Consider the following 24,808-nt stretch of genomic DNA (forward strand, 5'->3'; position numbering starts at 1 on the left):
TCGAGTGCCCGTGCGACCTCTTCCGAATCGATTGAAAAGGACGGCTGCCATGCCTTCTCGCGCGCTCTTGCCAGTGATTTGGTTCTGGTTGCTGGCGATTTGCCTCGCCGGGCCGGCTGCCGCAAACGATCTCGACGACGTCCTGGAGCGTGGCACGCTGCGTGTCGGAACGGCGCTCTTCTCACCCTGGGCGATGCGGGCCGAGGACGGGGCGCTGATCGGCTTCGAGGCGGAGGTAGCGGCGAAGCTGGCTCAGGACATGGGCGTCGAACTGGAAACCGCCGTGATGGCCTTCGACCAGTTGATCCCGGCACTGGAGGAGGGCGCGATCGATATGATCGCGGCAGGCCTGTCGATCACGCCGCGCCGCGCCTTGGTCATCTCCTTCTCCCAGCCTTACGCCACCAGCGGTATCAACATGCTGGTCAACCGGGAACTCGGCGAGACGCTCGGCAATCTCAGCGACTTCAACGATCCGAGCGCACGCATCGCGGTCGTCCGCGACACCGCGGCGTCGGACGTCGCGCGCTCGCTCTTCCCGGAGGCGGAGATCTTCCTGCTGGCCAACGAGGAGGAAGTGGCCACTGCCGTGCTGACCAAGCGGGTGCTCGCCGCCGTTGCCACGACCCCGTTTCCGGAGTTGCGGCGCCTGGCACAGCCGAACCGGGTGTTCGTACCCTTCGAGCAGCCCTTGGTCACCACCGGCGAGGGGTTCGGACTGAGCCGGGGTGCCTACGATCTGAAGGCTTATCTCGATTCCTGGATCGTCTTCCGCAGCCTGGACGGTTGGCTGGGCGACCGCCGCGACTACTGGTTCGGCACCTTGGCCTGGCAGTCCCAACTGCCGCCGGAAGAGCGAATCACGCGCGAGAGCCAGTAGCCAGCCGGTCCCGGACCGACAGCAGCGTCCAGGCCGCGGAGAACAGACGCCAGCCGTCCGTGACGGTCGAGAGATCCAGCTCGACGTGGGCGAGACTGTCGAGCAGATAGAAACGTGCCTCCGGCGCGGCGGCGGCCAAGGCTTGGCTTTCGGTGTAGGGCAAGATGGGGTCGTCCCGCCCGTGCACCAGTATCAGTTCGGCCTGAAGGCGCGACAGGTCGCGCTCCGCGAGACTGAGGGCCGCCAGTTCCTCCCGGATCGACGGCGGCAGCGCGTCGATTAGCGGACCGACCCGATCGGGCGAGTCGTTGGTCAGCACGGCCCAGACCGCTTCGCCCTCCGGTCCCAGCAGTTCCACCAGATGATAGATCGGTGCGTTGGGGTCGGAGCGGCGCACCCGCGCCATCTCCAGCAGCAGGGCGCGGTCGTTGGCGCTGGGCAGCAAGCCGACGTTGGCGCGCAGGAACACCCAGCGTCCGTGGTTGGCGGCCTCGGTGGCCTGCCATTCCCCCTGGGGACCGCGGTAGGATCCGGTGGTCAGGAAGGTGACGGCCGCCCGGCTGTCGTGATAACCGCCGATGCCCAGGATGGCTGCCACGCTGTCGGAGACATCGGGGTCGAGGGCGGCCAGCACGGCGGGCCCGACGGCGTAGGAGATGGCGGCCAGGACAACGCCCTCGCGGCCCAGCGGCCGTTCGGCCATATGGGCAACCGCGCCGGCGATGCGCTTGGCGTCGGCGGCGGAAAGTCGCAATTGCCGCAGGGACTCGATATCCGGCACCAGGACCAGAAAGCCGGCCGAAGCCAGGGTTTCGGCGAAAGCGATGAACAGGGGATGCTGCTGACCGGCCATGTCTGCGCCGGGAACCAAGACGAGGGCGGCCTCGGCCCTGCGGTTGGCGGGCCGGTAGAGCAGACCGCTGCGCGCCGCCCCTTCCTCCGACCAGATCGCGGTTTCCTGCAGGGCGACCACGGCCGATTGAGGGGTGGCGCCGCCGAGGACGGCGACCAGACGCGCCGCTTCCCACGCGCGCTGAGGCGTGCCGCTGGCGAAAGCGACCGTCAAGGCCACCGCCACCAAGGCGACGAAGAAGGCTTTGCGACGCATGGCTGCTAGGGACCCTGGGCGGTTACGACCCTGGTATGTCGGGGCTTGTGATTCCAAGCTCGTTACAGTTAAATCCCAGGATGGCAAGACCAAGGCAAGCTTGGAAGATGTTTTCCTGGCGGTCTTCGGAGACATAAAGACGATGCGCGAGACCCGCGCCAGCACCGCAAACCCGACGACCGGCGCCCAGATGCGTCTGCCGGCCGGCCGGTCTATCGCGGTCTCTGCTCCGATTATTCTTGCCGGCCTCCTCCTTAGCCGCCCCTGAGCGCTACAGCCGCCTGCGCGGCACGCACTCAGGGGATCGAAGCCAGCCGAACGCAACGACGGCCAGCGCAAGACCAGATGCGCGGCCCGCTAAGGATAGACAAGGAAGATCCCGACCATGACCAGCCAGACCGGCCCCGCCAGCACCGCAAGCGTTCATAGCGAACGCGCCAAGGTCGACGCCGACCCGAACCGCGTCATCGTTTTCGATACCACCCTGCGCGACGGCGAGCAGTCGCCGGGCTGCTCGATGAACCTGGAGGAGAAGCTCTCGGTCGCGACCCAGCTCGAGGCCATGGGGGTGGACGTCATCGAGGCCGGTTTCCCGATCGCCTCCAACGGTGACTTCGAGGCGGTGCGAGAGGTTGCCAAGGCGGTCAAGACCGCCACCGTGGCCGGTCTGTCGCGCGCCAGCCGGAAGGACATCGACCGTGCCTGGGAGGCGCTGCGACATGCCGCCAGCCCGCGCATTCACACCTTCATCTCGACCTCGCCACTGCATATGAAGCACAAGCTGCAGATGGATCCGGAGGATGTGATCCAGGCGGTCGCCGACAGTGTCGGCCATGCGCGCAATCTCTGCGACAACGTCGAGTGGTCGCCGGAGGACGCGACCCGCACCGACCATGACTTCCTCTGTCGCGTGGTCGAAACGGCGATCCGGGCCGGCGCCGGTACGATCAACATCGCCGACACGGTCGGCTACACCATTCCCGGCGAGTTCGCCGAACTGATCGCCATGCTGCGCGACCGGGTGCCGAACATCGATCAGGCGATTCTCTCGGTCCACTGCCACAACGACCTGGGCCTCGCCGTTGCCAACTCCCTGGCGGCCGTGCAGGCGGGAGCGCGCCAAGTGGAATGCACGGTCAACGGGATCGGCGAACGGGCCGGCAACTGCGCCATGGAAGAGGTCGTGATGGCGCTGCGTACAAGGTACGACTCCATGCCCTACGGCACCGGCGTGGATACGACTCAGATCACCCGAGCGTCGCGCCTGGTCTCGGGCATCACCGGTTTCGCCGTGCAGCCGAACAAGGCGATCGTCGGTGCCAATGCCTTCGCGCATGAGTCCGGCATCCATCAGGACGGCATGCTGAAGAACGCCCAGACCTACGAAATCATGACCCCGGAGTCGGTCGGACTGACCAAGTCCAACCTGGTCATGGGCAAGCATTCCGGGCGCCACGCCTTCAAGACCAAGCTCAAGGAACTGGGCATCGACCTGTCCGACAACCAGTTGATGGACGTTTTCGGACGCTTCAAGGATCTCGCCGACCACAAGAAGGACGTCTATGACGAAGACATCCTGGCTCTGGTCGACGACGCGGCGGTCCGTCACAACGATCATGTGCAGTTCGTCGCTCTGGGTGTGCGCTGCGGCAGTCACGGCCCGCAGTCGGCGGACCTGGAGCTGACGGTCGAGGGGGCCTCGCGGCATGCCACCGCCCAAGGTAACGGCCCGGTCGACGCGCTCTTCGCCGCGATTCGCGCGATCGTGCCCCACGAAGCCAAGCTCCAGCTCTATCAGGTGCATGCGGTGACCGGCGGAACTGACGCTCAGGCTCAGGTGACCGTGCGGCTGGAGGAGCAGGGCAAGACGGTCAACGGCCAAGGCGCCGACTACGACACTCTCGTCGCCTCGGCCCGCGCCTACGTCAACGCGCTCAACAAGCTGCTGGTCAAGCGCGAACGCAGCGCGCCCGACGATGTGGATCGCAGCGCCCCGGCCGCGGAGTAGCCTGGCAGCGGAGTAGTCTGATCGCCTCCTCTGTCGCCAGAGAGCCGGGTTGGAGAGGAGCAACAGGAAGTGGAGGGACGGGCATGCGCCTCGTGATCTCGCTGACATTGCTTCTGTCGCTGACCGGCTGCTCCACTTGGAACTGGCAAGCGACGCTGGGCAACTGGCTCGGATCGGCCTGCGACGAGTCGGACGACTGCACGCGAAGCCGTCCGAAGGGCGAGCGTCCGATCGGTCCGTCCGATAGCCGTTAGAGCGGAGCCACAGCACCCGACCGCCAAAGCAATCCGGGGTGGCTCGCTCCGGTTCGGGAGTCACTGCAGCCGTCACGGCGGGCTCTGACAGGCGGTCGCGGACGTGTGCATGCAAATTCTTCGGCAACGCTCGCGAAGCGTTAACCATTTTGGTAAAGATTGCCGTTAGGCTCTGCCTTGCAAATAGAAAGCGCAGACGCTATCCGCTCAGGGCGCGTCGGTCCTATTCGTCCGCACGTGTCCAGCGCGTCGAACCGAAACTAGAAATCGGTCGTCGCGTCCCTTCCACAAGCCTTCGGGTCGAGGATCCCCGCCATATGATGTCTCGCCTTCTTGGCGTACTTTCCGCCGACATGGCCATCGACCTTGGGACCGCGAATACGCTGGTCTACGTCAAAGGTCGCGGCATCGTTCTCAACGAACCCTCCGTGGTTGCCATTGCCGAAGTGAAGGGCAAGAAGCAAGTCCTCGCCGTGGGCGACGAAGCCAAGATGATGCTGGGCCGCACGCCCGGCAACATTCAGGCTATCCGGCCTCTGCGCGACGGCGTGATTGCCGACTTCGAGGTCGCTGAGGAGATGATCAAGCACTTCATTCGCAAAGTGCACAATCGCCGCTCCTTCGCCAGTCCGCAGGTCATCGTCTGCGTTCCCTCCGGCTCGACCGCGGTCGAACGCCGCGCGATCCAGGAGTCGGCCGATGCGGCCGGCGCCCGCCGGGTGTTCCTGATCGAGGAGCCGATGGCGGCCGCGATCGGTGCCGGTCTGCCGGTGACGGAGCCGACCGGCTCCATGGTGGTCGACATCGGGGGCGGGACCACGGAAGTGGCCGTGCTGTCCTTGGGGGGTATCGTCTACTCGCGCTCGGTGCGCGTTGGCGGTGACAAGATGGACGAGGCGATCATCGCTTTCATCCGCCGGAACCATAACCTCCTGGTTGGCGAGGGGTCGGCGGAGCGGATCAAGAAAGAAATCGGCTCGGCCTGTCCGCCGGAAGACGGCGAAGGCTCGACGATGGAAATCAAGGGCCGCGACCTGATGAACGGCGTTCCCAAGGAGTTGGTGATTTCGGAACGCCAAATCGCCGAAGCCTTGGCCGAGCCCGTCTCGGCGATCATCGAGGCGGTCAAGGTTGCATTGGAGCACACGGCGCCGGAACTGGCCGCCGACATCGTCGATAAGGGTATCGTCCTGACCGGCGGTGGAGCGCTGCTGGGAAATCTCGATTTCGTCTTGCGTGCGGCCACCGGTTTGCCGGTCTCGCTGGCCGACGATCCGCTGTCTTGCGTCGCGCTCGGGACCGGCCGCTGCCTCGAGGAAATGAAAACGCTTAAAAATGTTCTGATCACGATGTACTAAATCCCAGCGAATCTGAAAGCAATTCTTTATCTTCTCTGGGTTAGCATCTAGGTTGCTTTGGTGATTCAAGACTTCGCGGTTCGACCTTTGGTCGTGCGGCGATCTCGGAGGGGGTTCGTGAAACAAAGACCCGGCACGGTGGTGCGCTTAGCCACGCCATTGAAGGCGTGGGCGCAGCGCTTCGCGGTCTTTCTTCTGATCGGCGCCACCTTTTCCCTCATGATGCTCGGTAAGGTTGACACCGTTGTGGTGGAGCGGGCCCGGATCGCTGTTCTGGATGCCGTCGCACCGATCCTCGACGTGGCTTCAAGGCCGGTCTCCAGCATCAATCATGCCTTCGACGAGGCGCAGAGTCTGGCGGCCGTCCGCGAACAGAATGCGGCGCTTCAGGAAGAAGTCCGCCGTCTCGCTGGCTGGTACCAAGAGGCCCAGCGCCTATCGGACGAGAACCGCAGTTTGCGCAGTCTGGTCAATCTCGCGCCGGATCCGCAGCACCGTACGATCGCCGCACGCGTGGTCGGTGACCAGGGGAGCGCGTACGTACGCTCGGTTCTGGTGACGGCCGGCTCGCAGGAGGGGGTTCGTAAGAACCAAGCGGCCTTGACCGGTTCGGGATTGGCCGGTCGCGTGATCGAGGTCGGGTGGCGTGCTTCTCGCATTCTCCTGATCACCGATATCAACAGCCGGATCCCCGTTCTGGTCGGACAGGCCAGGGATCGCGCCGTTCTTGCAGGCGACAACTCGGAGCATCCGGAACTTCTCTATCTGTCGCCCGGAACGTCGATCTCTCCCGGGGACAGGGTCGTGACGTCGGGCCACGGTGGCGTGTTTCCGGCCGGTTTATCGGTCGGCATCGTCGCGGCCGTGGATGAGCAGGGTGTACGCGTACGGTCCTTCGCCGATTGGTCGCACATGGAGTTCCTGCAGCTGATCGACTATGAACTGCCCGATTTGCTGGGGCCGTTGACCAACGGCGCGGCGGTTGTGAATCCATAGGAACCGGCGGCTTTGCCTTTGCCTGTCTGTTCCTCAACTGCGGCCCGACCGCCTAACTGAGGCCGGACTGCGGCGACACCCGAGGGTGTGGGACCTACGCTACAGATGGAACAGGTCAGTATTTGGCAGCGTTTGGATTTGATGGCACGCGGGCTTGCACCGCTCTCCATCACGTTCCTCCTGATGATCGCCACCGTTCTGCCGACGCGCACGCCCGAGATCGCACCCGTGATGCCGGCCCTGGTCCTGACGGCCGTCTATTACTGGGCCATTTTCCGTCCCGATCTGCTTCCAATCTGGTTGGTCTTCCTGCTCGGCATCGTTCACGATTTGCTGACCGGTGCTCCGCTCGGTCTCGGCGCCGCCGTGTTTCTGACGGCCTATCTTGCGGTTGCCGCCCAACGCCGTTTCTTCGCCCATGCGACCTTCGCTATGCTTTGGGCGGGCTTTCTGTTGGTCGCCGCCATGGCGCTCACGGTCGAGTGGCTGTTCGGTTCGCTGCTTCAACTGCGTCTGGTCGATCCTCTGGAGACACTGCTGCGCTATGCGGCCACCGTTGCCGCTTATCCCTGTCTCGCCTGGCTGTTCGGCCGGGCGCAGCAGGCCTTTCTGAAGTAGGGCTGCCGTGATGCAGAAAGTCCGCCACGAAGAACAGATGCGTCATCGCAGCTTCACCCGTCGCACGCTGCTGCTGGGCGGAGGCATGTCGCTGATGCTCGCCGCCCTGACGGGACGGATGTACGTCCTGCAGGTCGAGCAGTCGGATCGCTTCGCCATGCTGGCGGAAGACAATCGCATCAATCTGCGTCTGCTGCCGCCCTTGCGCGGCCGTATTCTCGACCGCTTCGGTGCTCCGGTCGCCGCGAATCGCCAGAACTACAGGGTGTTGCTGGTGTCCGAGCAGGCGCGCGATCTGGACGCCGCGCTCGACCGGCTCGCCGACATCCTGCCCCTGACCGCTGCGGATCGCGCCCGGATCCATCGGGAGGTTGCCCGCAAGCGCAATTTCGTCCCGGTGACCGTCGCGGAGAACCTGACCTGGGATCAGGTCGGCGCCGTCGAAGTGAACGCACCGGATCTGCCCGGTGTCTCGATCGATGTCGGGCAAATTCGCACCTACCCTTACGGCGGTGCCATGTCGCACGTCCTGGGCTACGTCGGCGCGGTCTCGGAAAAGGATCTGACCGGCGACCCGGTGCTGGAACTGCCGGGCTTCCGTGTCGGGAAGAATGGGATCGAGAGGCTGCATGACGAACGGCTGCGCGGCGAGGCCGGAACCAGCCACGTCGAGGTCAATGCCTACGGGCGGGTGATCCGGGAGTTGCGGCGCGAAGAGGGAACGCCGGGTCAGGACGTCGTGCTGACCCTGGATGCCGGCCTGCAGAACTACGTGCATCAGCGTCTGATGGGCGAGCGCAGCGCCTCTGCCGTGGTGATGGACACGGCCAATGGCGACGTTCTGGCCATGGCCTCGGTGCCTTCCTACGACCCCGATGTCTTCACCCATCGGATCTCCTCGGCGGAATGGCGGCGTCTGACGGAAGACCCGCTCGGTCCGCTGTCCAACAAGTCGATCGCCGGCATCTACGCCCCTGGATCGACCTTCAAAATGCTGGTGGCTCTGGCGGCCTTGGAGCAGGGCATCGACCCCGATTTTCGCGTTTGGTGTCCCGGCCACTACACCCTCGGCAACCATCGCTTCCACTGTTGGAAACGGCCGGGCCATGGCTGGATGGACATGCACGACGCCATCGTCCAGTCCTGCGACGTCTATTTCTACGATGTCGCGCGCAAGCTCGGCGTCGACCGAATCGCTGAGATGTCGGAGCGCTTCGCCCTGGGCTTACCGACCGGGATCGATCTGCCCGGCGAACGCGGCGGTGTGATTCCGACCCGCGCCTGGAAGCTGGCGAACATCGGCGAGCCCTGGCAGGGCGGCGAGACACTGGTCACTTCGATCGGTCAGGGGTTCGTCCTGACGACACCGCTGCAGCTCGCCGTGATGACGGCGCGTCTGGTCAACGGCGGCCGTGCCGTGACCCCGCGCATGACCCGCGGTTTCAAGCTGTCCGGCGCCGGCGACGAGCCGCTGGTCGCCCCGGCGCCCGATATGAGGATCGGCGGGCCGGAACTGGAGATCATGCGGGTGGCCATGGATGCCGTGGTCAACGGCCGGCGCGGCACCGCCCGGGGCTCCAAGATCACCGAGGAAGGCTGGGAGATGGGCGGCAAGACCGGCACCAGCCAGGTGCGCCGCATCACCAAGGCGGAGCGCGCGGCCGGCGTCATCAAGAACGAGGACCTGCCCTGGCGCCGGCGCGACCACGGTCTGTTCGTCGGCTATGCACCGATCTCCGACCCGCGCTATGCGGTCTCCATCGTGGTCGAACACGGCGGTGGCGGTTCCAGTGCGGCGGCACCGATCGCCAAGGACATTCTGCTCGAAGCCCAGCGGCGCGATCCCCTCGGCACCTCTCCCTTGCCGCTGGTCGCACGCAGCGGCGACCAGGCCTGAGCCGGGACGCCACGGGTCATGTCCGTCCTCAGCGAAATCACCCTCAGACGCAATCCGGAGCTGCAGCTCGGACAGAAGATCTGGCAGCTCAACTGGGGTCTCGTCCTGTTGGTCCTTCTGCTCGCCGGCATCGGCTTCGCGATGCTCTACTCCGCCGCGAGCGGAAGCTGGGATCCCTGGGCCGTACGCCAGGCCATTCGCTTCGGCGGCGGTTTGCTTCTGATGTTCGTGGTCGCCCTGATCGATATCCGCTTCTGGTTTCGGGTCGCCTATCCGATTTACTTCTGTGCCTTGGCGCTGCTGGGTGCCGTGGAGGTGATGGGCACCGTCGGCATGGGGGCGCAGCGCTGGATCGATCTGGGCGTCATGCAGCTGCAGCCCTCGGAGCTGATGAAGATCGCGCTGGTGATGGCCCTGGCGCGCTATTTTCACGGCATCACCTATGCCGATATCGGCCGGCCGACCTATCTGATCGTGCCGCTTCTGCTGGTGGGCGCGCCGGCGCTTCTGGTGCTGAAGCAGCCCGACCTCGGGACAGCCGGGATGCTGCTGACGGTCGGCGGCGCGCTCTTCCTCGTCGCCGGGGTGCGTTGGTGGAAGTTTCTTCTGGTGATCGCCGCCGCGGGCGCGGCCTTGCCGGTCGCCTGGAACTTCCTGCACGACTATCAGAAGAACCGCGTGATGACCTTCCTGGATCCGGAGTCAGATCCGCTCGGCGCCGGCTACCACATCCTGCAATCCAAGATCGCCCTCGGCTCCGGCGGCATCTTCGGCAAGGGCTTCCTGCAGGGCACGCAGAGCCATCTGAACTTCCTGCCCGAGAAGCAGACCGACTTCATCTTCACCATGCTGGCCGAGGAATGGGGAATGGTCGGCGGGCTGGGTCTGCTGGGGCTCTATCTGCTGGTCTTCGTCTATGGTTTCGCCATCGCGCTCCGCAGCCGCAGTCACTTCGGCCGGCTGCTTGCGATGGGTCTGACCGTCAATTTGTTCCTCTACGTCTTCATCAACATCGCGATGGTGATGGGTCTACTGCCGGTGGTCGGCGTCCCGCTCCCGCTGGTGTCCTACGGTGGAACGGTGATGCTGGCGACGCTGATCGGTCTCGGCCTCCTGCTCAGTGTCTCGATTCACCGCGACCTTCGCATCCCCCGCCGCGGACCCCGAGAAGACTAGCTCCAGAACGTCCAGTCGGCCGGTGGGCCGGCGCGAGGGCAGGTCTCTGCTCGGCATCGCCGCCGCCGTGCGAATCTTGTCCGCGTCGGGTCCGCCGATCGGCAGCAACTCGTATCCGTCCCGCGGCCAGAGGTCCTGGCGCTCATGTCTCTAGTCGCCTCCTGAGCTGTGGCACGGTGCCGCCCGAGTTTGCTCGTCAGCCCCCTTCCGGGATTCCGGTCGGAACGGGCGCGTACCGCCGAAGAGGCGGATAATGGGCTTACAAATCATCGCGAACGGCACAAGTTGAATTTCTGCGGTTGAACTTCTGCGGCGGATCACATGAATTTCCGACCGGGCCAGCAGGTTGGCGAAAGGCAGGGCATGCAATTACGCGAAGGTCGACGCAGGCTTTGTGAGCCGGTCGCAGGTCCCCGCGCGGGGGACAAGCGGAGGAGTCTCTTTTCACTGCCACAGGGCTCGCGCAAGACGAACCTCCAGCTCATGGGAGTCACAGATGAAATCCATCGCCAAGGCAGCCAGCTTTGCGAGCGTTCTTTTGGCAATGCCCTTGCTGGCGACTGCCGAAGAGCGGCAGATCGATGTCGTCACCGCCCAGTACGCCTTCAAGCTGACACCGGTCGCCACGGGTTTGGAGAATCCCTGGGGTCTGGACTGGTTGCCCGACGGCCGGATCATCGTGACCGAGCGGCCCGGCCGCGTGCGGCTCGTCGAGCAGGACGGAACGGTTTCGGAGCCGCTGAGCGGTGCGCCCGAGACCAGCAGCGGCTTCCGTGATGGCCTTCTCGACGTTGGCGTCAGTCCGAAATTCGCCGAGGATCAAACGGTTTATCTCGCCTACTCGAAGGTCGAACTGGAGGGCGAGGTCGAAATGCGCTGGCTGGAGATTGCGGCGGCGCGTCTCGGCGAAACCGGTTTCGAGGATCTCCAGACGATTTTCAGCTCGGAGGTGAAGGTCGACCAGCTGGAGGGATTCGGCGCGCGGATCCGCTTTGACAGCCAAGACACGATGCTCGTGACCGTTGGCGACCATGCCGTCCCGATGGAGGCTCAGAATCCGGAGAGCAAGGCGGGGACTCTGGTTCGGCTCAATCTCGATGGAACGCCGGCGGCTGGCAATCCCGGCGGCGCCCTGCATCCGGCGATCCTGGCTTACGGTTTCAAGAATCCGCAGGGTTTGGCCATCGATTCGGCGACGGGCGCCGTCTGGCTGACCGATCACGGGCCGCGCGGCGGTGGTGAACTCAACCTGCTTGCGGTCGGAGCGAACTATGGCTGGCCACTGCGGACCTTTGGCGATTTGAACGGCGAACCGGGCGCCGCGACGACAGGCGATTTCGTGGACCCTGTCTTCACATGGGGCGTTGCCCCGACGCTCTCCCTATCAGGCCTCGAGATTTACAGCGGAGAGGACTTTCCGGATTGGACCGGCGATCTCTTCGCCGGCTCCCTGAGTCAGCTTGCGCTTCTGCGCGTAATGCTGAACGCGGATGGCTCGGTCGCCGGCACCGAGTACGTTCTGGATGGCCAAATCGGCCGCATACGCGACGTGCGGCAAGGCCCCGATGGCCGGCTCTATCTTCTCAATGACGAGTTCGAGGGCGGAATCTACCGGGTGGACCCCTGAAAGCAGGTCGTGACCTCTAGGTTTCATCTCGCGATCCTAGAGGTTGCCTGCCTCTCCACATCCGTTTCGATGAAAGACGGAGCCGCGTCTTGAGTCCGATCGCCGGGGCGATCTGATTCTAGAGCGTCGGCAACAACCACAGGACGACGGCGCAGGTCAGGAGCAAGGCTCGCAGCAAAGATGCTCGCAGCGCCGCATTGCTCGGCAACCGCAGGCCGGCCTCCGTCGGCGCCAGCGGCGTCGAAACTGGGAGGGTTTGCTGTCTGTCAGCGGCGGTCTGCATGGCCGAAGTATCCTGCGGAGGTGATACGCGATATTGCTCCGGCATTCCTTTCCGAAGTCTCACTTTTGCATATGATACGAGATAAATTCTGCCGCCGTGATCGACCTCACAGGTAAGTGTCCGCTGCCCTTGGTCTCCGAAGCCTGGCCGGAGGAGGTAGCCGGCCCGGATGTGCCCTCGCGCCGGATGGGCTCAGCAGGTGGCCAGGCAGGTGGCTCTGGGGGCTGGACAAGCCGAGGGGCTGTTGCTATCTACGCGGCCTCCCGGGCCTGGGACAGGGCTCGAGGGCACGGTGGGCGCATAGCTCAGTTGGTAGAGCAGCTGACTCTTAATCAGCGGGTCCAAGGTTCGAGTCCTTGTGCGCCCACCACTTAACTAGCTGAAATCGATAATTTTTCGCATTCGTGGCGGGAGCCGCCAGACTATCGCCAGGTCGGCCGGCACACTGCTGGAGGAACGGGCAACACCGTCGCTTAGGTCACGCGGCTCGTTCTCCGGAAGGCCGGATCGTCCCATAGCCGATTGTCCAATACATCGGTCAGCACGTCCACTGCGCGGCGGACGTCGCCTTCGTCAATGTAAAGCGGCGTAAAGCCGAAGCGCATGATGTTGGGGGCGCGGAAATCGCCGATGACGTTGCGGGCGATCAGCGCCTGCATCGCGGCGTAGCCATGCTCGAAGGCGAACGAGACCTGGGAGCCGCGTCGTGCGCTCTCGCGCGGGCTGGCGAGCGTCAGGTCGGGACAACGCGCCTCGACCTCGGCGATGAAGAGATCGCAGAGCGCCAAGCTGGCGGCACGCAGTTCTTGCATGTCGACGTCGCTCCAGACCTGCATCGCAGCCTCCAGCGCGGTCATTTGCAGAACGGGCGGGGTGCCCACGCGCATCCGCTCGATGTCCTTCGCGGGCCGATAGGACTGTTCAAAGGCGAAGGGCGCGTCATGACCCAGCCAGCCGCTGAGCGCAGGCACGATATCCGCCGTGATGTCGGGCCGGGCATAAATGAAGGCGGGCGCGCCGGGGCCGCCATTGAGGTATTTGTAGGTACAGCCAACCGCGAATTCGCAGCCCGCGGCGGTCAGATCGACCGGCACCGCGCCAGCGCTATGGGCGAGGTCCCAGATCGTCACCGCGCCTGCGTCTCGTGCGCGCTCGGTGATCTCGGTCATGTCATGCATCCGGCCGGTGCGGTAGTCCACTTGCGTGATCATCACCGCCGCAACCTCGTCGGTGACAGCGTCAGCCACATCCTCCGGCGCCACGATCCTCAGCTCATGACCCTCATTCAGTTGGGCGATCAACCCTTCGGCCATGTAGAGATCGCTGGGGAAATTCCCGCTATCGGACAGGACGACCTTCCGCTGAGGGCGCATCTGCAGGGCGGCCGAGAGCGCCTGGTAGACCTTGATCGACAGCGTGTCGCCCAGCACGACCGAGCCCTCGGGAGCGCCGATCAGACGGGCCACAAGATTGCCGACGCGCAGGGGCTGCCCCATCCAGTCGTCGACGTTCCATCCGGTGATCAGATGCTGGCCCCATTGCTCCTCGATCATCGCGGACAGGTGCCCGACCACGGATTTGGGCATCGGCCCCAGCGAGTTGCCGTCGAGATAGATCATGCCTTCGGGCAGAACGAATCGATCCTTGATGGGGAGCGTCACGGCTTGTCTTTCATCACAGCTGGCCTCGCATGTTCCAGAGTTCGGGGAACAGTTCGACCTCCAGCATCTTGCGCAGATACTTCACTCCTGAGGTGCCGCCGGTGCCGGGTTTGAATCCGATGATGCGTTCCACGGTCGTGACGTGGTTGAAGCGCCATCGGCGGAAGTAATCTTCCAGATCCACCAGCTTTTCCGCCAGTTCGTAAAGGGTCCAGAAATCGTGTGGGGCCCGGTAGACGCGGGTCCAGGCATCCATCACCTGATCGTTTGCGGTATGCGGCCGATCCATCCGGTAGATCGCGGGGTCGAAGCGAGTGTTCAACTGCTTGGCCAGGCTATCCAGCGCCACGTGATAAAGCGATTTCGTCTCAAGCTCCTGGGCAAGCATATGCCGCAGTTCCGGCCGGTGCTCGTGCACCTTCAGCATCGCCCGGTTGCGATTGCCGAGAATGAATTCGATCAACCGATACTGATGCGACTGAAACCCGGACGACGTTCCGAGTTCAGCGCGAAACTCGGTGTACTCGCTTGGCGTCATCGTTCGCAGCACATCCCAAGCATTGTTCAACTGCTCGAATATGCGGGCCACGCGGGTCAACATTTTGAAGGCCGCGGGGAACTGGCCTTGAGTGAGCTCCTCCCGTGCGGTTGACAGCTCATGCAATGCCAGGCGCATCCACAGCTCCGACGTTTGATGCTGGATGATGAACAGCATCTCGTCGTGGGCATCCGATCTTCTGTTCTGCGCCCCTAGGATCGGGTCGAGCGATAGGTAGTCGCTATAGCTCATGCCCTTGGCAGAAGATGTTTTGGCGCCGTCGCCAGCGGAGTCATAGGCTCTGGTCACAAGGTGGCCTCCGTCAGGTTTGGGCGCTGCGGGGCGACACCGACCTGATCCGGCAGCAGCGCCACGAGATGTTCGAAGGCTTGAATCGACAGGTTGGAATGGGCGTTGAAGAGTTCCCGCGCGGCTTGGGCGTCACGCGCCAGCGCCACGTCGTAAAGCGCCTGGTGAGGACCGAGCGCCATGGCGCTGGAAAAGGCCTGGGCCGCCGGGCCGGCCGTGTCGGGTTCGGTTTCCGAAAGCTCGCGCAGGCCCGCTTGGATGAACCTGTGATAGCGCCCTAGCTGATCGCCCAGCGCGGTGCGGAAGCGGTGCATCCAGATCGACGACGCAGCGCCGATCAAGGCGCTGTGAAAAGCGGCGTGGTGTTTGGTCCAGACCTCCAGCTCTTCCGGCGCGTGGAGGACGGATGGGAAGGGCGTTTTCGAAAGGTGATGGAAGCTACCGACAATCTCGGCTTCCCAGGCCTCGTCGCCACTGGCGACGGCCTCGGCGAAAAGCGCACCTTCGATGATGCTGCGCGTACGCTCCAGGTCAAGCAGGTCCGGAAGTGACAGGGGCGCCACACGGAAGCCCTTGTTATGCTCCGGCACCACAAATCTTTCGGCGCTCAGCCGGTTCATGCATTCCCGAAGCGGCGTAAGACCGAGTCCATACCGGTCCGACAGGGTCGGCAGGCGCAGCGCCGCACCTGGAGGCAGGCGGAGGGTCAGGATATCCTGACGAACCCGCTGATAGAGAGCATCGGATTTCGACTGCGGCGCGGACATCGGCGATTTACCAAGGTTTCATATGCAATCCTCCATATCGCATATGAATGGATAAATCATATATTATTTCTCGATAAAGGCCTTGGTGATGGCGCTGTCCACAGCGCGCAGCCCTTCAATTACGGTGAAGTGGTTATGGAGCCCCTCCACGATACAGTTCGTATCTGCGTCCAAACCCTCCCAGATTTGAGCGATGATCTGCGCCTGCCGGATAAACTCGGGCCGCTCCCCGCCGCCGACCCAGGCCGTCAAGCGCCGATTGCCGGCTGGCCGATGCAGAACGGCGCTTTCGGCGGCCGCTTCCGCAAGATCCAGATGCAGGGTCTTGTTCATCTCGGTATGCAACAGGGGGCGCAGATCATGAAGCCCGCTGATCGAAAGCGTGTGATCGATCCGCCCCACCAGGTCGCCTGCCAAGGGTGTGTCCGTACAGATCATCCGTGAGACCAGATGCCCGCCGGCTGAATGCCCCGCCAGTCGGAGCGGGCCCGCAACACGCGCCGCCGCAGCGGTAACCGCCTTCCCGATCTGCCGGGTCATCTGACTGATCCGGACCTCGGGCGCCAGTGTGTAGCTGGGCAGGCAGACGGCCCAGCCGCATGCCCTCGCGCCTTCAGCCAGGTCGGTCCAGTAGGATCTGTCGAGGCGCATCCAATAGCCGCCATGCACAAAGACGGCCAGGCCTTTGGGCGTGCTATCGGGCCAGACGATATCGAACCGTTCGCGGGGGTGGTCGCCATAGGGGACGTCCTGCTCGATCCGCAAACCGCTCTCCCGATAGGCGGCGGCCCGTGCTGCCCACTTGCTGGGCAACTGCGCCGAGCCCGGGACGTGGGCCATGTTGGCGAACGCGTCATCCCAATCGCGGGAAGGGGTCGTATCCATGCTTGCTCCGCCTGATAGGCTGGGGGGCGAGGCCAGGAAGGTGCCACAAGCCGCCGCCTTGGCATAAGAGGCTTGCCCGGCCCGCGGGCCGCGCTTAGCTCTCCGGTGCCGGTGAGGAAAGGGCGACGACGCAGCCTTGGCGGTACGCCGACCGGTACGGAAAGGCGATCGGGCAACTCGCCATCGGAGGTTCCCTGCACGGTCTCCGGTGCCAGTACGCAAACGATCGTCGTGGGGTCGCCGGCCGCCTGCCATGGATCGGCAGGCCACGGACATGCCTCCAGATCGAATACAATGATACTTCTCATGGGAAACTGTCGCATAGATTGCCGAGACTCGATTCCACCCCATAAAGGAGATAGCCTTCCGAGGCCATCGACCGGGTTGCCTAGATGAGACAGAGAGGAGGCTGCCTTGCTGTTTCGGCTGCCTTGCGGAGTGAGCTCTTGGTTAGGGTGCTGGTGCAAAGGCCGTGCCGTGCGATGTTGTTCTGGGAGGACGATGGGGTGCGAGCGGTACCGAGGGCTCGTGAAATGGTAGCGGTATAGGGGGACGAAGACCGTAGGCGAACGGTCGCCGCCGCGATGGCGGATCTGGGAGAGGCCCGCGGCATCCGGTGTAAGTCGCTTGAAAGTCAGACTCTGCAGCTTGACAGCGTTCCTCGCCGTAGCTGCGGGAGAAGCCGCCAGGCTGAAGACGTTCGGCTGGCCGGCAACTCATTGCAATCGTGCTTCGCCGTGGCGACTTTCCCGGCCTCGAAGATGCGTTAAATGATCGTGTGCGAATCCAAAGTTGGGACAAGGATGTCTGTTATGCCTTTCCGGCCCATTGAGTCAGAGAGCATTGCCGAGGCCGCCGCCGCGCAAATCCGGGAACTGATTGCGGAAGACGTGCTGCGCCCGGGGGACCGCCTGCCGAGCGAGCGCGAGCTGTGCGAACACATGAAGGTTTCCCGTACTTCCCTCCGCGAGGCGGTCAAGGCGTTGATTTCCGAAAAACTGCTGGAGTCGCGCAGGGGGGCTGGGCTTTTCGTTTCGACGCATGTGGGCGCCGACCTCGCGTCCCCGCTACGCAGTCTGATCGAGGCGCAGCCCAGGGCGATCGATGACTACATCGTGTTCCGTCGGATGTTGGAAGGCGAGTGCGCCGCCGCCGCGGCGACAACGGCGACGAAGATCGAGCGGCTGCGGATTCTCAGACTGCTGCAGCAGCTCGAAGAAGCCGCCAAGAATCACGATCAAAATACCGAGGCCGCGCTCGATACGGAATTCCACATGGCTATCGTCGAAGCGGCCCGTAACGTTGTCGCTATTCAGGTCACCCGAAGCTTGCTGGATCTGCTCCGCCGGGGCATCGGCTATAGCCGGGCGCTTATCTTCGACGATGCGGAGGCGCGAGCGAAACTGCTGGATCAGCATCGGGCCATCGCGCAGGCGATCGATGCGCGCGACGCCCAGAAGGCCCGCGAGAAAATGCACGTTCATCTCGATTTCGTTCTCAAAATGCTGCAGCAGAAGCGAAAGGATGCCGGTGCGCATGCACTGGCCAGCCGTCGTGCGGCTTGGGAAAAAAGAGCGTGAAGACCAAGTGCGAAGAGGGGGGGCGGATGCTCGCGTCCGCTTGCGCAGTTGGACTTTGGTGTGCCAGAGGCTGACAGCTGCCTGGCGTGTCTTCGGTGACGTGCAGCCCCTTCATGAACCGCACCTAACCCCTTCTCCGACAGCCTTTTGAGACGGCTTCCACGGCGGTTCGCCGCGCGATACCAATCCCACGTTCTTAAGAAAATTGGTCATACCACTAGACTGCCTTATTGACAGACCAAAGTTGTGGTGAGAGGATTTCAATCAGTTAGATGGCGAACGCTTACAAGGCGTCGTCGTGCGGGCAGGTGATTTGAGGGAGGCGTTGATGGTGGGCGAAGATCCCCACGCGCTTGAGATCGGTCTCGACGTGCACGCAAAGCCGGTCGGGCGGACATCTATCAAGCGAGGACGGCTCCGCTGCGGCTCCCGCGAGCGTCCGATCGCCCGCTTTCCATCTCTCTCGGCGACGCTTCGTCCACTTCCGGAAAAACACCAGGCGAGACGGAACGGCACTCCGGCAGCTCCGAGCCTAGCGCGGGAAGGTTCGGGTTTTGCGGGTGGCGGTCGTTTTCCGTCGGCCCGCGATGTGCAGAAAGTGTCGCTCCACAAGCCAAACCGTTCAATCGGCCATTCGCGGACCCATCGCGGACGGAAGCGCTTTGCCCCTGCAGGAACGTTCCGCAGCCGGTGGAACGATCTCGATAACTATCCCCATCACGTCTCATTTTGCGCGGAAGCGCTGCAAGGAGCGGAGCATCCGTTGCTCGCGCTGCGTGGACCCGCCATGCCGTGAAGTGAAGAGTTTCGGCGGCCTCACAAGAGACCGTCTCTGCAAATAATAAAGGGAGGATCGAAGATATGGCGGTTGTGAGGATCAGCGGAGAGGACCGTGATCTCGATGGCCCCGACGACATGACCTTGTTGTGGGCGCTTCGAGATCTGGCTGGGCTAACCGGGACGAAGTACGGGTGCGGCGTCGGTCTCTGCGGCGCCTGCACGGTGCATGTCGACGGCGTCGCTGCGCGTAGCTGCATGCTGACCGTCGCGGAGGTTGCGGGCAAGGAAATCACGACGATCGAGGGGCTCTCGCCGACTGGCGATCACCCGGTGCAGGCGGCATGGCGTGAACTCAACGTGCCGCAGTGCGGTTTCTGCCAAGCCGGCCAGATCATGCAGGCCGCAAGTTTGCTGGCCGCGAATCCAAGCCCGACAGACCAAGAGATCCTTACCGAAATGGAAGGCAACGTCTGCCGTTGCGGCTGCTACGAGCGCATTGTCGCCGCCGTCCGTCTTGCCGCTACGGGGAGCTGAGTCATGCTGCACTATCTCGAGCAAGCCGCCATCACGACCTCGACGACATCGCCGGGTGCCAATTGGGAAACGAGACTCGCGAAAGTTTCGCGTCGCGGATTCCTGGCCGGCGGTGCCGCCGCCTTGTCGATTGCCGCCTTCGCTGGCCCGGCCGAGGCTTTCAAGCGCTATCCCGTCGGCGGCGAGCAGATGCCCCACGGGCTGCGCGACAACCCCCTCGTCTTCGTCACGCTCTATCCCGATGGCAGCGTCGAGATCGTCGCCCATCGATCGGAGATGGGCCAGGGCGCGCGCACCTCGCTCCCGATGGTGGTCGCCGATGAGATGGGTGCCGACTGGTCGCGTGTAACCCTGATCCAGGCCGAGGGTAACGAGCCGAAGTACGGTAATCAGGATACCGACGGTTCGCGGTCCATGCGGCATCACCTGCAGAGTATGAGACAGATCGGAGCGTCGGTCCGGCTCATGCTCGCGAGAGCGGCGGCCGAGCAATGGGGTGTCGAGATCGACAAGGTCGAGGTTGGCGTCCATGAGGTTTCGAGCGGTGCCAACTTGGCCGGCTTCGGCGAGCTGGCGGCGGCGGCGATGCTGCAGCCGGTCCCGGCCTTCGAGGAGCTGTCCTTCAAGGAGGAGTCCGAGTTCCGCTACATCGGTAAGGGCAATGTGGAGATCTACGATCTGCACGACATCACCACCGGTAAGGCCATCTACGGCGCCGATGTGAGGCTGCCGGGCATGAAGTTCGCCGTGATCGCGCGTCCGCCGGTCGTCGGCGGCAAGGTCCGAAGTTTCGACGCGCGTCGGGCATTGGAGCTTCCCGGTGTCGAGCAGGTGATGGAATTGCCGGGGTCGATCCCGCCGGCCAAGTTCGCCCCGCTCGGGGGCGTTGCAGTCATCGCCAGCAACACCGATGCCGCGATCAAGGGCCGCGATGCGCTCGAGATCGAGTGGGACGATGGCCCCCATGGCGGTTACAACTCCGCAGCCTTTCTGGCCGAGATGCGCGAGACCGCCAAGAAACCAGGCGAAATACTGCGCGATGAGGGGGACGTCGACGCAGCCTTCGGATCGGCGGCGCGTTCCTTCGCACGGGAGTACTCTCAGGCTCACATGGTGCACGCCGCCATGGAACCGCTGGTTTCCGTCGCGAACGTCACCAACAGCGGCGCCGAGCTTTGGGCCCCGGTACAGTCTCCGTCGGCCGCCCGGCAGGACGTTGCGACGGCACTCGGTATGGACATGTCGGACGTCAGGATGAATGTCACCTTGCTGGGCGGCGGCTTCGGGCGGAAGTCGAAATGTGACGACGTGATCGAGGCCGCGCTGATCAGTCAGGCGATCGGCTCACCCGTCAAGGTCCAGTGGACTCGGGAAGACGACATTCGTCACAGCTTCAACCACACCACCTCGGTGGAGCGGATCGAGGTCGCGCTCGATGCCTCGGACAAGATCGTCGCCTGGCGCCATAACTCCGTGGCGCCCTCGATCCTCTCGACCTTCGCACCGGACAGCGGTCATCAGTTCTTCATCGAGTCCGGCATGGGACACGTCGACATGCCGTTCGAGATCCCGAACGTGCGCTGCGAGAACGGCAAGGCGATGGCGCATACCCGGATCGGTTGGTTCCGCGCGGTCTCGAACATCCCGCGTGCCTGGGCGATCCAGTCATTTGCCGCCGAACTCGCGGATGAGCTCGGCAAGGATCAGCGCGAGATGCTGCTGGAGTTGATCGGTGCCGATCGCCAGCTCGACCCGGAAGCTCAAGGTTTCCCCGATGACTACTGGAACTACGGCGAAACCTATTCCGCCTATCCCATCGACACCAAACGCCTGAAGGGCGTGTTGAACCTCGCGGCCGACAAGGCCGGTTGGGGCGCAGAGATGCTGGCCGGCGAGGGCTGGGGTCTCGCGGTTCATCGCTCCTTCGTCACCTACGTCGCTTCCGCGGTGCGTGTGAAGATCGAGGAGGGTCGGATCACCGTGCCCGAGGTGCATATGGCCGTCGACTGCGGCTTTGCCGTAAACCCGGAACGTATCCGCAGCCAAATGGAAGGTTCCGCGGTGATGGGGATGACGCTCGCGCTCCACAGCGGCGTCACCTACGAGAACGGTGCCGTCGTCCAGTCGAACTTCAACGACTACCCCATGGTCCGCTCGACCAACTTCCCGAAGAAAGTCCACACCCACATCGTCGAGCATCCCTTCTCCGTGCATGCATCGGGAGTGGGGGAGCCCGGATTGCCGCCGATCGCACCGGCACTTGCCAACGCGGTCTTCAACGCGACCGGCAAGCGACTGCGCGACCTGCCGATGGGCGATACCGTCGAGACTTGATCGGTTTCGTCGCTGACCGGGCGTGCGCGTCCAAAAAAGGAAGAACTCAAGACGTCTCCCAACAAGAAAAATTTGGAGGAAACATCTTATGAGGACGGTTCGATCGAAGCTGCTGCTCGCCTGCAGTACGCTAGCCTTCAGTTTGGCTTCCCTTCAGGCTTTCGGGCAAACCTTGAACCGGGTCAATCAGGAGATCACTGACTACAGCCCTGTTACGAAAGAGCGTCTCATTGAAGCCGATCCAAGTGACTGGCTGCTCCCGAAAGGCAACTACGAAGGGTGGATGCACAGCGCGCTCGATCAGATCAACACCGAGAACGTTCGGCAGCTCACGCCCGTCTGGACCTATTCGACGGGTGTCGATTCAGGTCATCAGGCTCCGGCCCAGGTGAACGATGGCGTGATGTTCATCACCACGCCGTACAATCACGTCATCGCCCTCGATGCGAAGACCGGTCAGCTTTTCTGGCGATACGAGCATGACAACCCGAGCGATCTGGGCGTCATGCACAACACGGCCCGCGGTGTCGCGCTGTGGGAGGATAAGGTCTTTGCCGCCGGCCTCGACGGAACCTTGAACGCGCTTGACGCGAGAACCGGCGAACGCCTCTGCCAGAACGTCATCGGCGACTGGAGCATCGGTGCCTACATCACCTCTGCGCCAATGCCGATCGAAGGCAAGATCATGGTCGGTCCGTCTGGTGGCGAGTTCGGTGTTCGTGGGTTCTTGGAAGCGACCGATGCCGACACTTGCGAGACGGTGTGGAGAACCTACAGCGTTCCCGGTCCCGGCGAAGCGGGCCATGAGACCTGGCTCAAGGAAGGTCAGCGTCCCGACGCCTGGAAGTACGGCGGCGGCAGTATGTGGATGCCGGGGAACTATGATCCGGAGACTGGGGTGCTCTACTGGGGCGTCGGCAATGGATCGCCGTGGCTCGGCGACCAACGCCCCGGCGACAACCTCTACGTCGCCTCGGCGCTCGCGATGGACCCCGAGGACGGCGAGATCGTCGGGCATCACCAGTACCACTGGAACGACTCCTGGGACTGGGCCGCGATGAACGCCCCCATGCTGCTGGACTTCGAGCACGACGGCAGCACCGTCAAGGGACTGATGTCACCCCAGCGCAACGGCTACATGTTCTGGATGGAACGCATGCCGGACGGCGAGATCAAGTACCTGGAGGGCAAGCCGTACGTCTACAACAACGTCTTCACGGAACTCGATCCCGAGACAGGGCGTCCCTCCTACGACCCGAACCATACTCCGGTAACGGGAAAGCGGGTGGGCTATTGCCCGAGCCTCTGGGGTGGAAAGAACTGGCCCTATGAAGCCTTTAATCCGCAGACCGGCCTGATGTACGTCCCGGCGAACGAAAACCTCTGCAACTCTTTCATCGGGATTTGGCAGGACGATGTCGACCCGGCTTCCGGCCAGTTCTGGGCTGGGATCGATATTCCGGACTTGGACGTTTATGTCAACGACCCGAGCAAGGGCGTCGGACAGCTCCAGGCTTGGGATGTGAACACCCGCGAGATGGTCTGGCAGCACGACTTCGGCAAGACGATGAACTGGGGTCCGGTTCTGTCGACCGCCGGTGGCCTGGTATTTGGAGCCGGTACGAACGACAGGAAGTTGCGGGCCTTCGACGCCGTAAGCGGTGAGATCTTGTGGGAGTTCCCGCTGAACTCGACGGCCATCGCACCGCCGGTCAGCTACACTGTGGATGGCAAGCAGTACATCGCAGTCACCGCCGGCTATGGCGTCGACGCGCAGTGGACCAACGGTGTGCTGGCGGCCAAGGACGAGACCAACGAGTGGATCGCAGACGTGCCCGAAGGCGGTGTCGTCTGGGTCTTCGCGCTTCCTGAGAGCTAAGCACCGAAAATCCTGCGGGAGACTCTGGCAAGCCGGATCTGCGGTCCGGCTTGCCTGTCTCCACGGGCGACAGTCGAAATGAAATTCCTGAGTTTCGCCAATCCGCGGCGATCTCGGTTGAACGTGCGACAGACGTGGGAGATCGACTAAATGGTGTCTTTCAAGAACTCTGAAGACGGGAACTGCAACGACACGGCCGAGGGCTGCGGGTGCTCGGGGCCTGCCAGCGAAGGCGTCGGGACGGAAAGCCGTCGAACGGTCGTGAAGAGCTTCCTGCTGGCCGCTTTCGCCTTCAAGGGATTGGTTTCAGCCCGGTCCGCGCTGGCCGATACGGCGGCCTTGCCGGACGAGGAGAAGAGGAAGCTCCCGCCGCAGGTGGGCGACCGCCTGACCTATTTCAGCAAGAGACGGCGTGGGCCCTTCCTGAAACTCGAGGATCTGGAGACGGCCGGCAAGCAGCTGGTGGTGGTTCCCATCGAGAAGGAAAGTGGAATTGTCCGCGATGGATCGCGTCACAACCAGATCCTTCTGCAACGTTTCGATACCTCGGACCTGATGCCGGACACATTGGCCAACTCCGGTGACGGGGCGGTGGCCTACTCGGCCATCTGCACGCACAACGGCTGTCCAGTGACGGCGTGGGACAGAGATGCCCAAACCTTCATGTGCCCCTGTCATCAAAGTCAGTTCAATCCGAAGAACGCCGCTTCGGTCGTGGAAGGTCCGGCGCCGCGCGAGCTGCCCGCCCTCCCGCTTCGTGTCGAGAACGGCGAAATCGTCGTGGCCGATGCATTCACCGCCCGCGTGGGTCATGGCCGGAAAGGAAGCTGAGAGAGCGATGACGATCCGGTTCGGCCCCGCAGCTGACGGGAGCGGCAAGCGTCGGCGTTTCACCGGCTGCTTCGTGGCGGCACTCTGTCTGCTTCTGCTTGCTCAACCTGGTAACACAGTTCAGGCCGCGACGCCGATCACGGGCGTGAGTTGCGGCGGTGGCTTCTTCGTCAAGATACGCAGTCACGAGGTTTTCTGGATTCAGACCGAAGAAGAGAAACGGACGTCCGTCTACAATGGCGGATCGCCGATCTTTGCAATGGCGCAGTGTGGAACGGGCGTCTTGACGGTTTTCGGAACGGGCGATCAGGAAACCCGGAACTATGACATCTACCATAGTCCCGACTGTCGGAAGATCGGAGAGGCCGGCGGCAACACGACCCTGGTTCACAGCAGTCCTCTGCAGGTCACCAGGATCACGCCCGAAGAGTCAGGCGTCAGTCTGCGGTTTTCAGATGGTAGCGTCGTGCGCAGCGACATCTGCAGCTTGCCGGGAAGGTAGAGG

General features: G+C 63.5%; 20 protein-coding genes and 1 tRNA gene. 16 read left to right on the forward strand and 5 right to left on the reverse strand.

Features of this window, described 5'->3' with window-relative positions:
- The first annotated feature begins 49 nt into the window (after positions 1-49).
- Positions 50-880, forward strand: a complete 831-nt coding sequence (locus DBZ32_RS13740; protein WP_119167677.1) for a transporter substrate-binding domain-containing protein — start codon at positions 50-52, stop codon at positions 878-880.
- Here DBZ32_RS13740 and DBZ32_RS13745 read toward each other — a convergent pair.
- The gene (locus DBZ32_RS13745; protein ID WP_119167678.1) at positions 861-1,988 is read right to left on the reverse strand and encodes an alpha/beta hydrolase family protein; all 1,128 of its coding nucleotides are present in this window, start codon (positions 1,986-1,988) and stop codon (positions 861-863) included. The two genes, DBZ32_RS13740 and DBZ32_RS13745, sit on opposite strands and share 20 nt — an antisense overlap.
- A gap of 385 nt (positions 1,989-2,373) precedes the next feature.
- Here DBZ32_RS13745 and DBZ32_RS13755 point away from each other — a divergent pair, with 385 nt between their 5' ends.
- From DBZ32_RS13755 to DBZ32_RS13790, 9 genes are all read left to right on the forward strand, one after another.
- Complete coding sequence (locus tag DBZ32_RS13755; protein ID WP_119167680.1) at positions 2,374-3,996, forward strand: 2-isopropylmalate synthase; 1,623 nt, start codon at positions 2,374-2,376, stop codon at positions 3,994-3,996.
- A gap of 83 nt (positions 3,997-4,079) precedes the next feature.
- Complete coding sequence (locus tag DBZ32_RS22130; protein WP_162906750.1) at positions 4,080-4,250, forward strand: hypothetical protein; 171 nt, start codon at positions 4,080-4,082, stop codon at positions 4,248-4,250.
- A 317-nt stretch (positions 4,251-4,567) separates the two neighbouring features.
- Positions 4,568-5,608: a rod shape-determining protein gene (locus DBZ32_RS13760; RefSeq protein WP_119167681.1), complete on the forward strand. Its 1,041-nt coding sequence runs from the start codon at positions 4,568-4,570 to the stop codon at positions 5,606-5,608.
- 117 nt (positions 5,609-5,725) lie between these two features.
- Positions 5,726-6,604, forward strand: coding sequence for a rod shape-determining protein MreC (mreC, locus tag DBZ32_RS13765; protein WP_119167682.1), 879 nt, complete (start codon positions 5,726-5,728; stop codon positions 6,602-6,604).
- Between the two features lie 105 nt (positions 6,605-6,709).
- Positions 6,710-7,222, forward strand: a complete 513-nt coding sequence (gene mreD / locus DBZ32_RS13770) for a rod shape-determining protein MreD (protein WP_119167683.1) — start codon at positions 6,710-6,712, stop codon at positions 7,220-7,222.
- Positions 7,223-7,232: 10 nt separating this feature from the next.
- The gene (gene mrdA, locus DBZ32_RS13775) at positions 7,233-9,119 is read left to right on the forward strand and encodes a penicillin-binding protein 2 (protein WP_119167684.1); all 1,887 of its coding nucleotides are present in this window, start codon (positions 7,233-7,235) and stop codon (positions 9,117-9,119) included.
- A gap of 18 nt (positions 9,120-9,137) precedes the next feature.
- Positions 9,138-10,295 carry a rod shape-determining protein RodA gene (gene rodA, locus DBZ32_RS13780; RefSeq protein ID WP_119167685.1) on the forward strand — a complete coding sequence of 386 codons (1,158 nt, stop codon included), beginning with the start codon at positions 9,138-9,140 and terminating at the stop codon, positions 10,293-10,295.
- A gap of 496 nt (positions 10,296-10,791) precedes the next feature.
- Entirely contained in the window at positions 10,792-11,922 is a 1,131-nt protein-coding gene (locus DBZ32_RS13785) for a PQQ-dependent sugar dehydrogenase (protein WP_119167686.1), read from the forward strand.
- Positions 11,923-12,499: 577 nt separating this feature from the next.
- A tRNA-Lys gene (locus DBZ32_RS13790) sits at positions 12,500-12,575 on the forward strand.
- A 103-nt stretch (positions 12,576-12,678) separates the two neighbouring features.
- Here the strand turns inward: DBZ32_RS13790 and kynU are convergent.
- The 4 genes from kynU to DBZ32_RS13810 form a co-directional block, all read right to left on the reverse strand.
- On the reverse strand, positions 12,679-13,866 hold the full coding sequence (gene kynU, locus DBZ32_RS13795; protein ID WP_235830192.1) for a kynureninase: 1,188 nt from the start codon (positions 13,864-13,866) through the stop codon (positions 12,679-12,681).
- 13 nt (positions 13,867-13,879) lie between these two features.
- Positions 13,880-14,713: a tryptophan 2,3-dioxygenase gene (locus DBZ32_RS13800; RefSeq protein ID WP_119167687.1), complete on the reverse strand. Its 834-nt coding sequence runs from the start codon at positions 14,711-14,713 to the stop codon at positions 13,880-13,882.
- Entirely contained in the window at positions 14,710-15,480 is a 771-nt protein-coding gene (locus DBZ32_RS13805; protein WP_119167688.1) for a GntR family transcriptional regulator, read from the reverse strand. The genes DBZ32_RS13800 and DBZ32_RS13805 overlap by 4 nt, the downstream gene beginning before the upstream one ends.
- 63 nt (positions 15,481-15,543) lie before the next feature.
- Complete coding sequence (locus DBZ32_RS13810; protein ID WP_119167689.1) at positions 15,544-16,365, reverse strand: alpha/beta hydrolase; 822 nt, start codon at positions 16,363-16,365, stop codon at positions 15,544-15,546.
- Between the two features lie 812 nt (positions 16,366-17,177).
- On the opposite strand from DBZ32_RS13810, the gene DBZ32_RS13815 reads away from it, so the two are divergent.
- From DBZ32_RS13815 to DBZ32_RS13840, 6 genes are all read left to right on the forward strand, one after another.
- A complete protein-coding gene (locus tag DBZ32_RS13815) occupies positions 17,178-17,945 on the forward strand; it encodes a FadR/GntR family transcriptional regulator (RefSeq protein WP_162906751.1) in 768 nt (255 codons plus the stop codon).
- Positions 17,946-18,806: 861 nt separating this feature from the next.
- Complete coding sequence (locus DBZ32_RS13820; RefSeq protein WP_119167691.1) at positions 18,807-19,259, forward strand: (2Fe-2S)-binding protein; 453 nt, start codon at positions 18,807-18,809, stop codon at positions 19,257-19,259.
- 3 nt (positions 19,260-19,262) lie between these two features.
- Complete coding sequence (locus DBZ32_RS13825; RefSeq protein WP_119167692.1) at positions 19,263-21,593, forward strand: xanthine dehydrogenase family protein molybdopterin-binding subunit; 2,331 nt, start codon at positions 19,263-19,265, stop codon at positions 21,591-21,593.
- A gap of 88 nt (positions 21,594-21,681) precedes the next feature.
- Positions 21,682-23,472 carry a PQQ-dependent dehydrogenase, methanol/ethanol family gene (locus tag DBZ32_RS13830; RefSeq protein ID WP_119167693.1) on the forward strand — a complete coding sequence of 597 codons (1,791 nt, stop codon included), beginning with the start codon at positions 21,682-21,684 and terminating at the stop codon, positions 23,470-23,472.
- A 150-nt stretch (positions 23,473-23,622) separates the two neighbouring features.
- A complete protein-coding gene (locus tag DBZ32_RS22490; RefSeq protein ID WP_119167694.1) occupies positions 23,623-24,303 on the forward strand; it encodes a QcrA and Rieske domain-containing protein in 681 nt (226 codons plus the stop codon).
- 7 nt (positions 24,304-24,310) lie between these two features.
- Positions 24,311-24,805, forward strand: coding sequence for a hypothetical protein (locus DBZ32_RS13840; RefSeq protein ID WP_119167695.1), 495 nt, complete (start codon positions 24,311-24,313; stop codon positions 24,803-24,805).
- Positions 24,806-24,808: the final 3 nt, after the last annotated feature.

It is taken from the genome of Algihabitans albus (assembly GCF_003572205.1).
GTDB classification, from domain to species: Bacteria; Pseudomonadota; Alphaproteobacteria; order Kiloniellales; family DSM-21159; genus Algihabitans; species Algihabitans albus.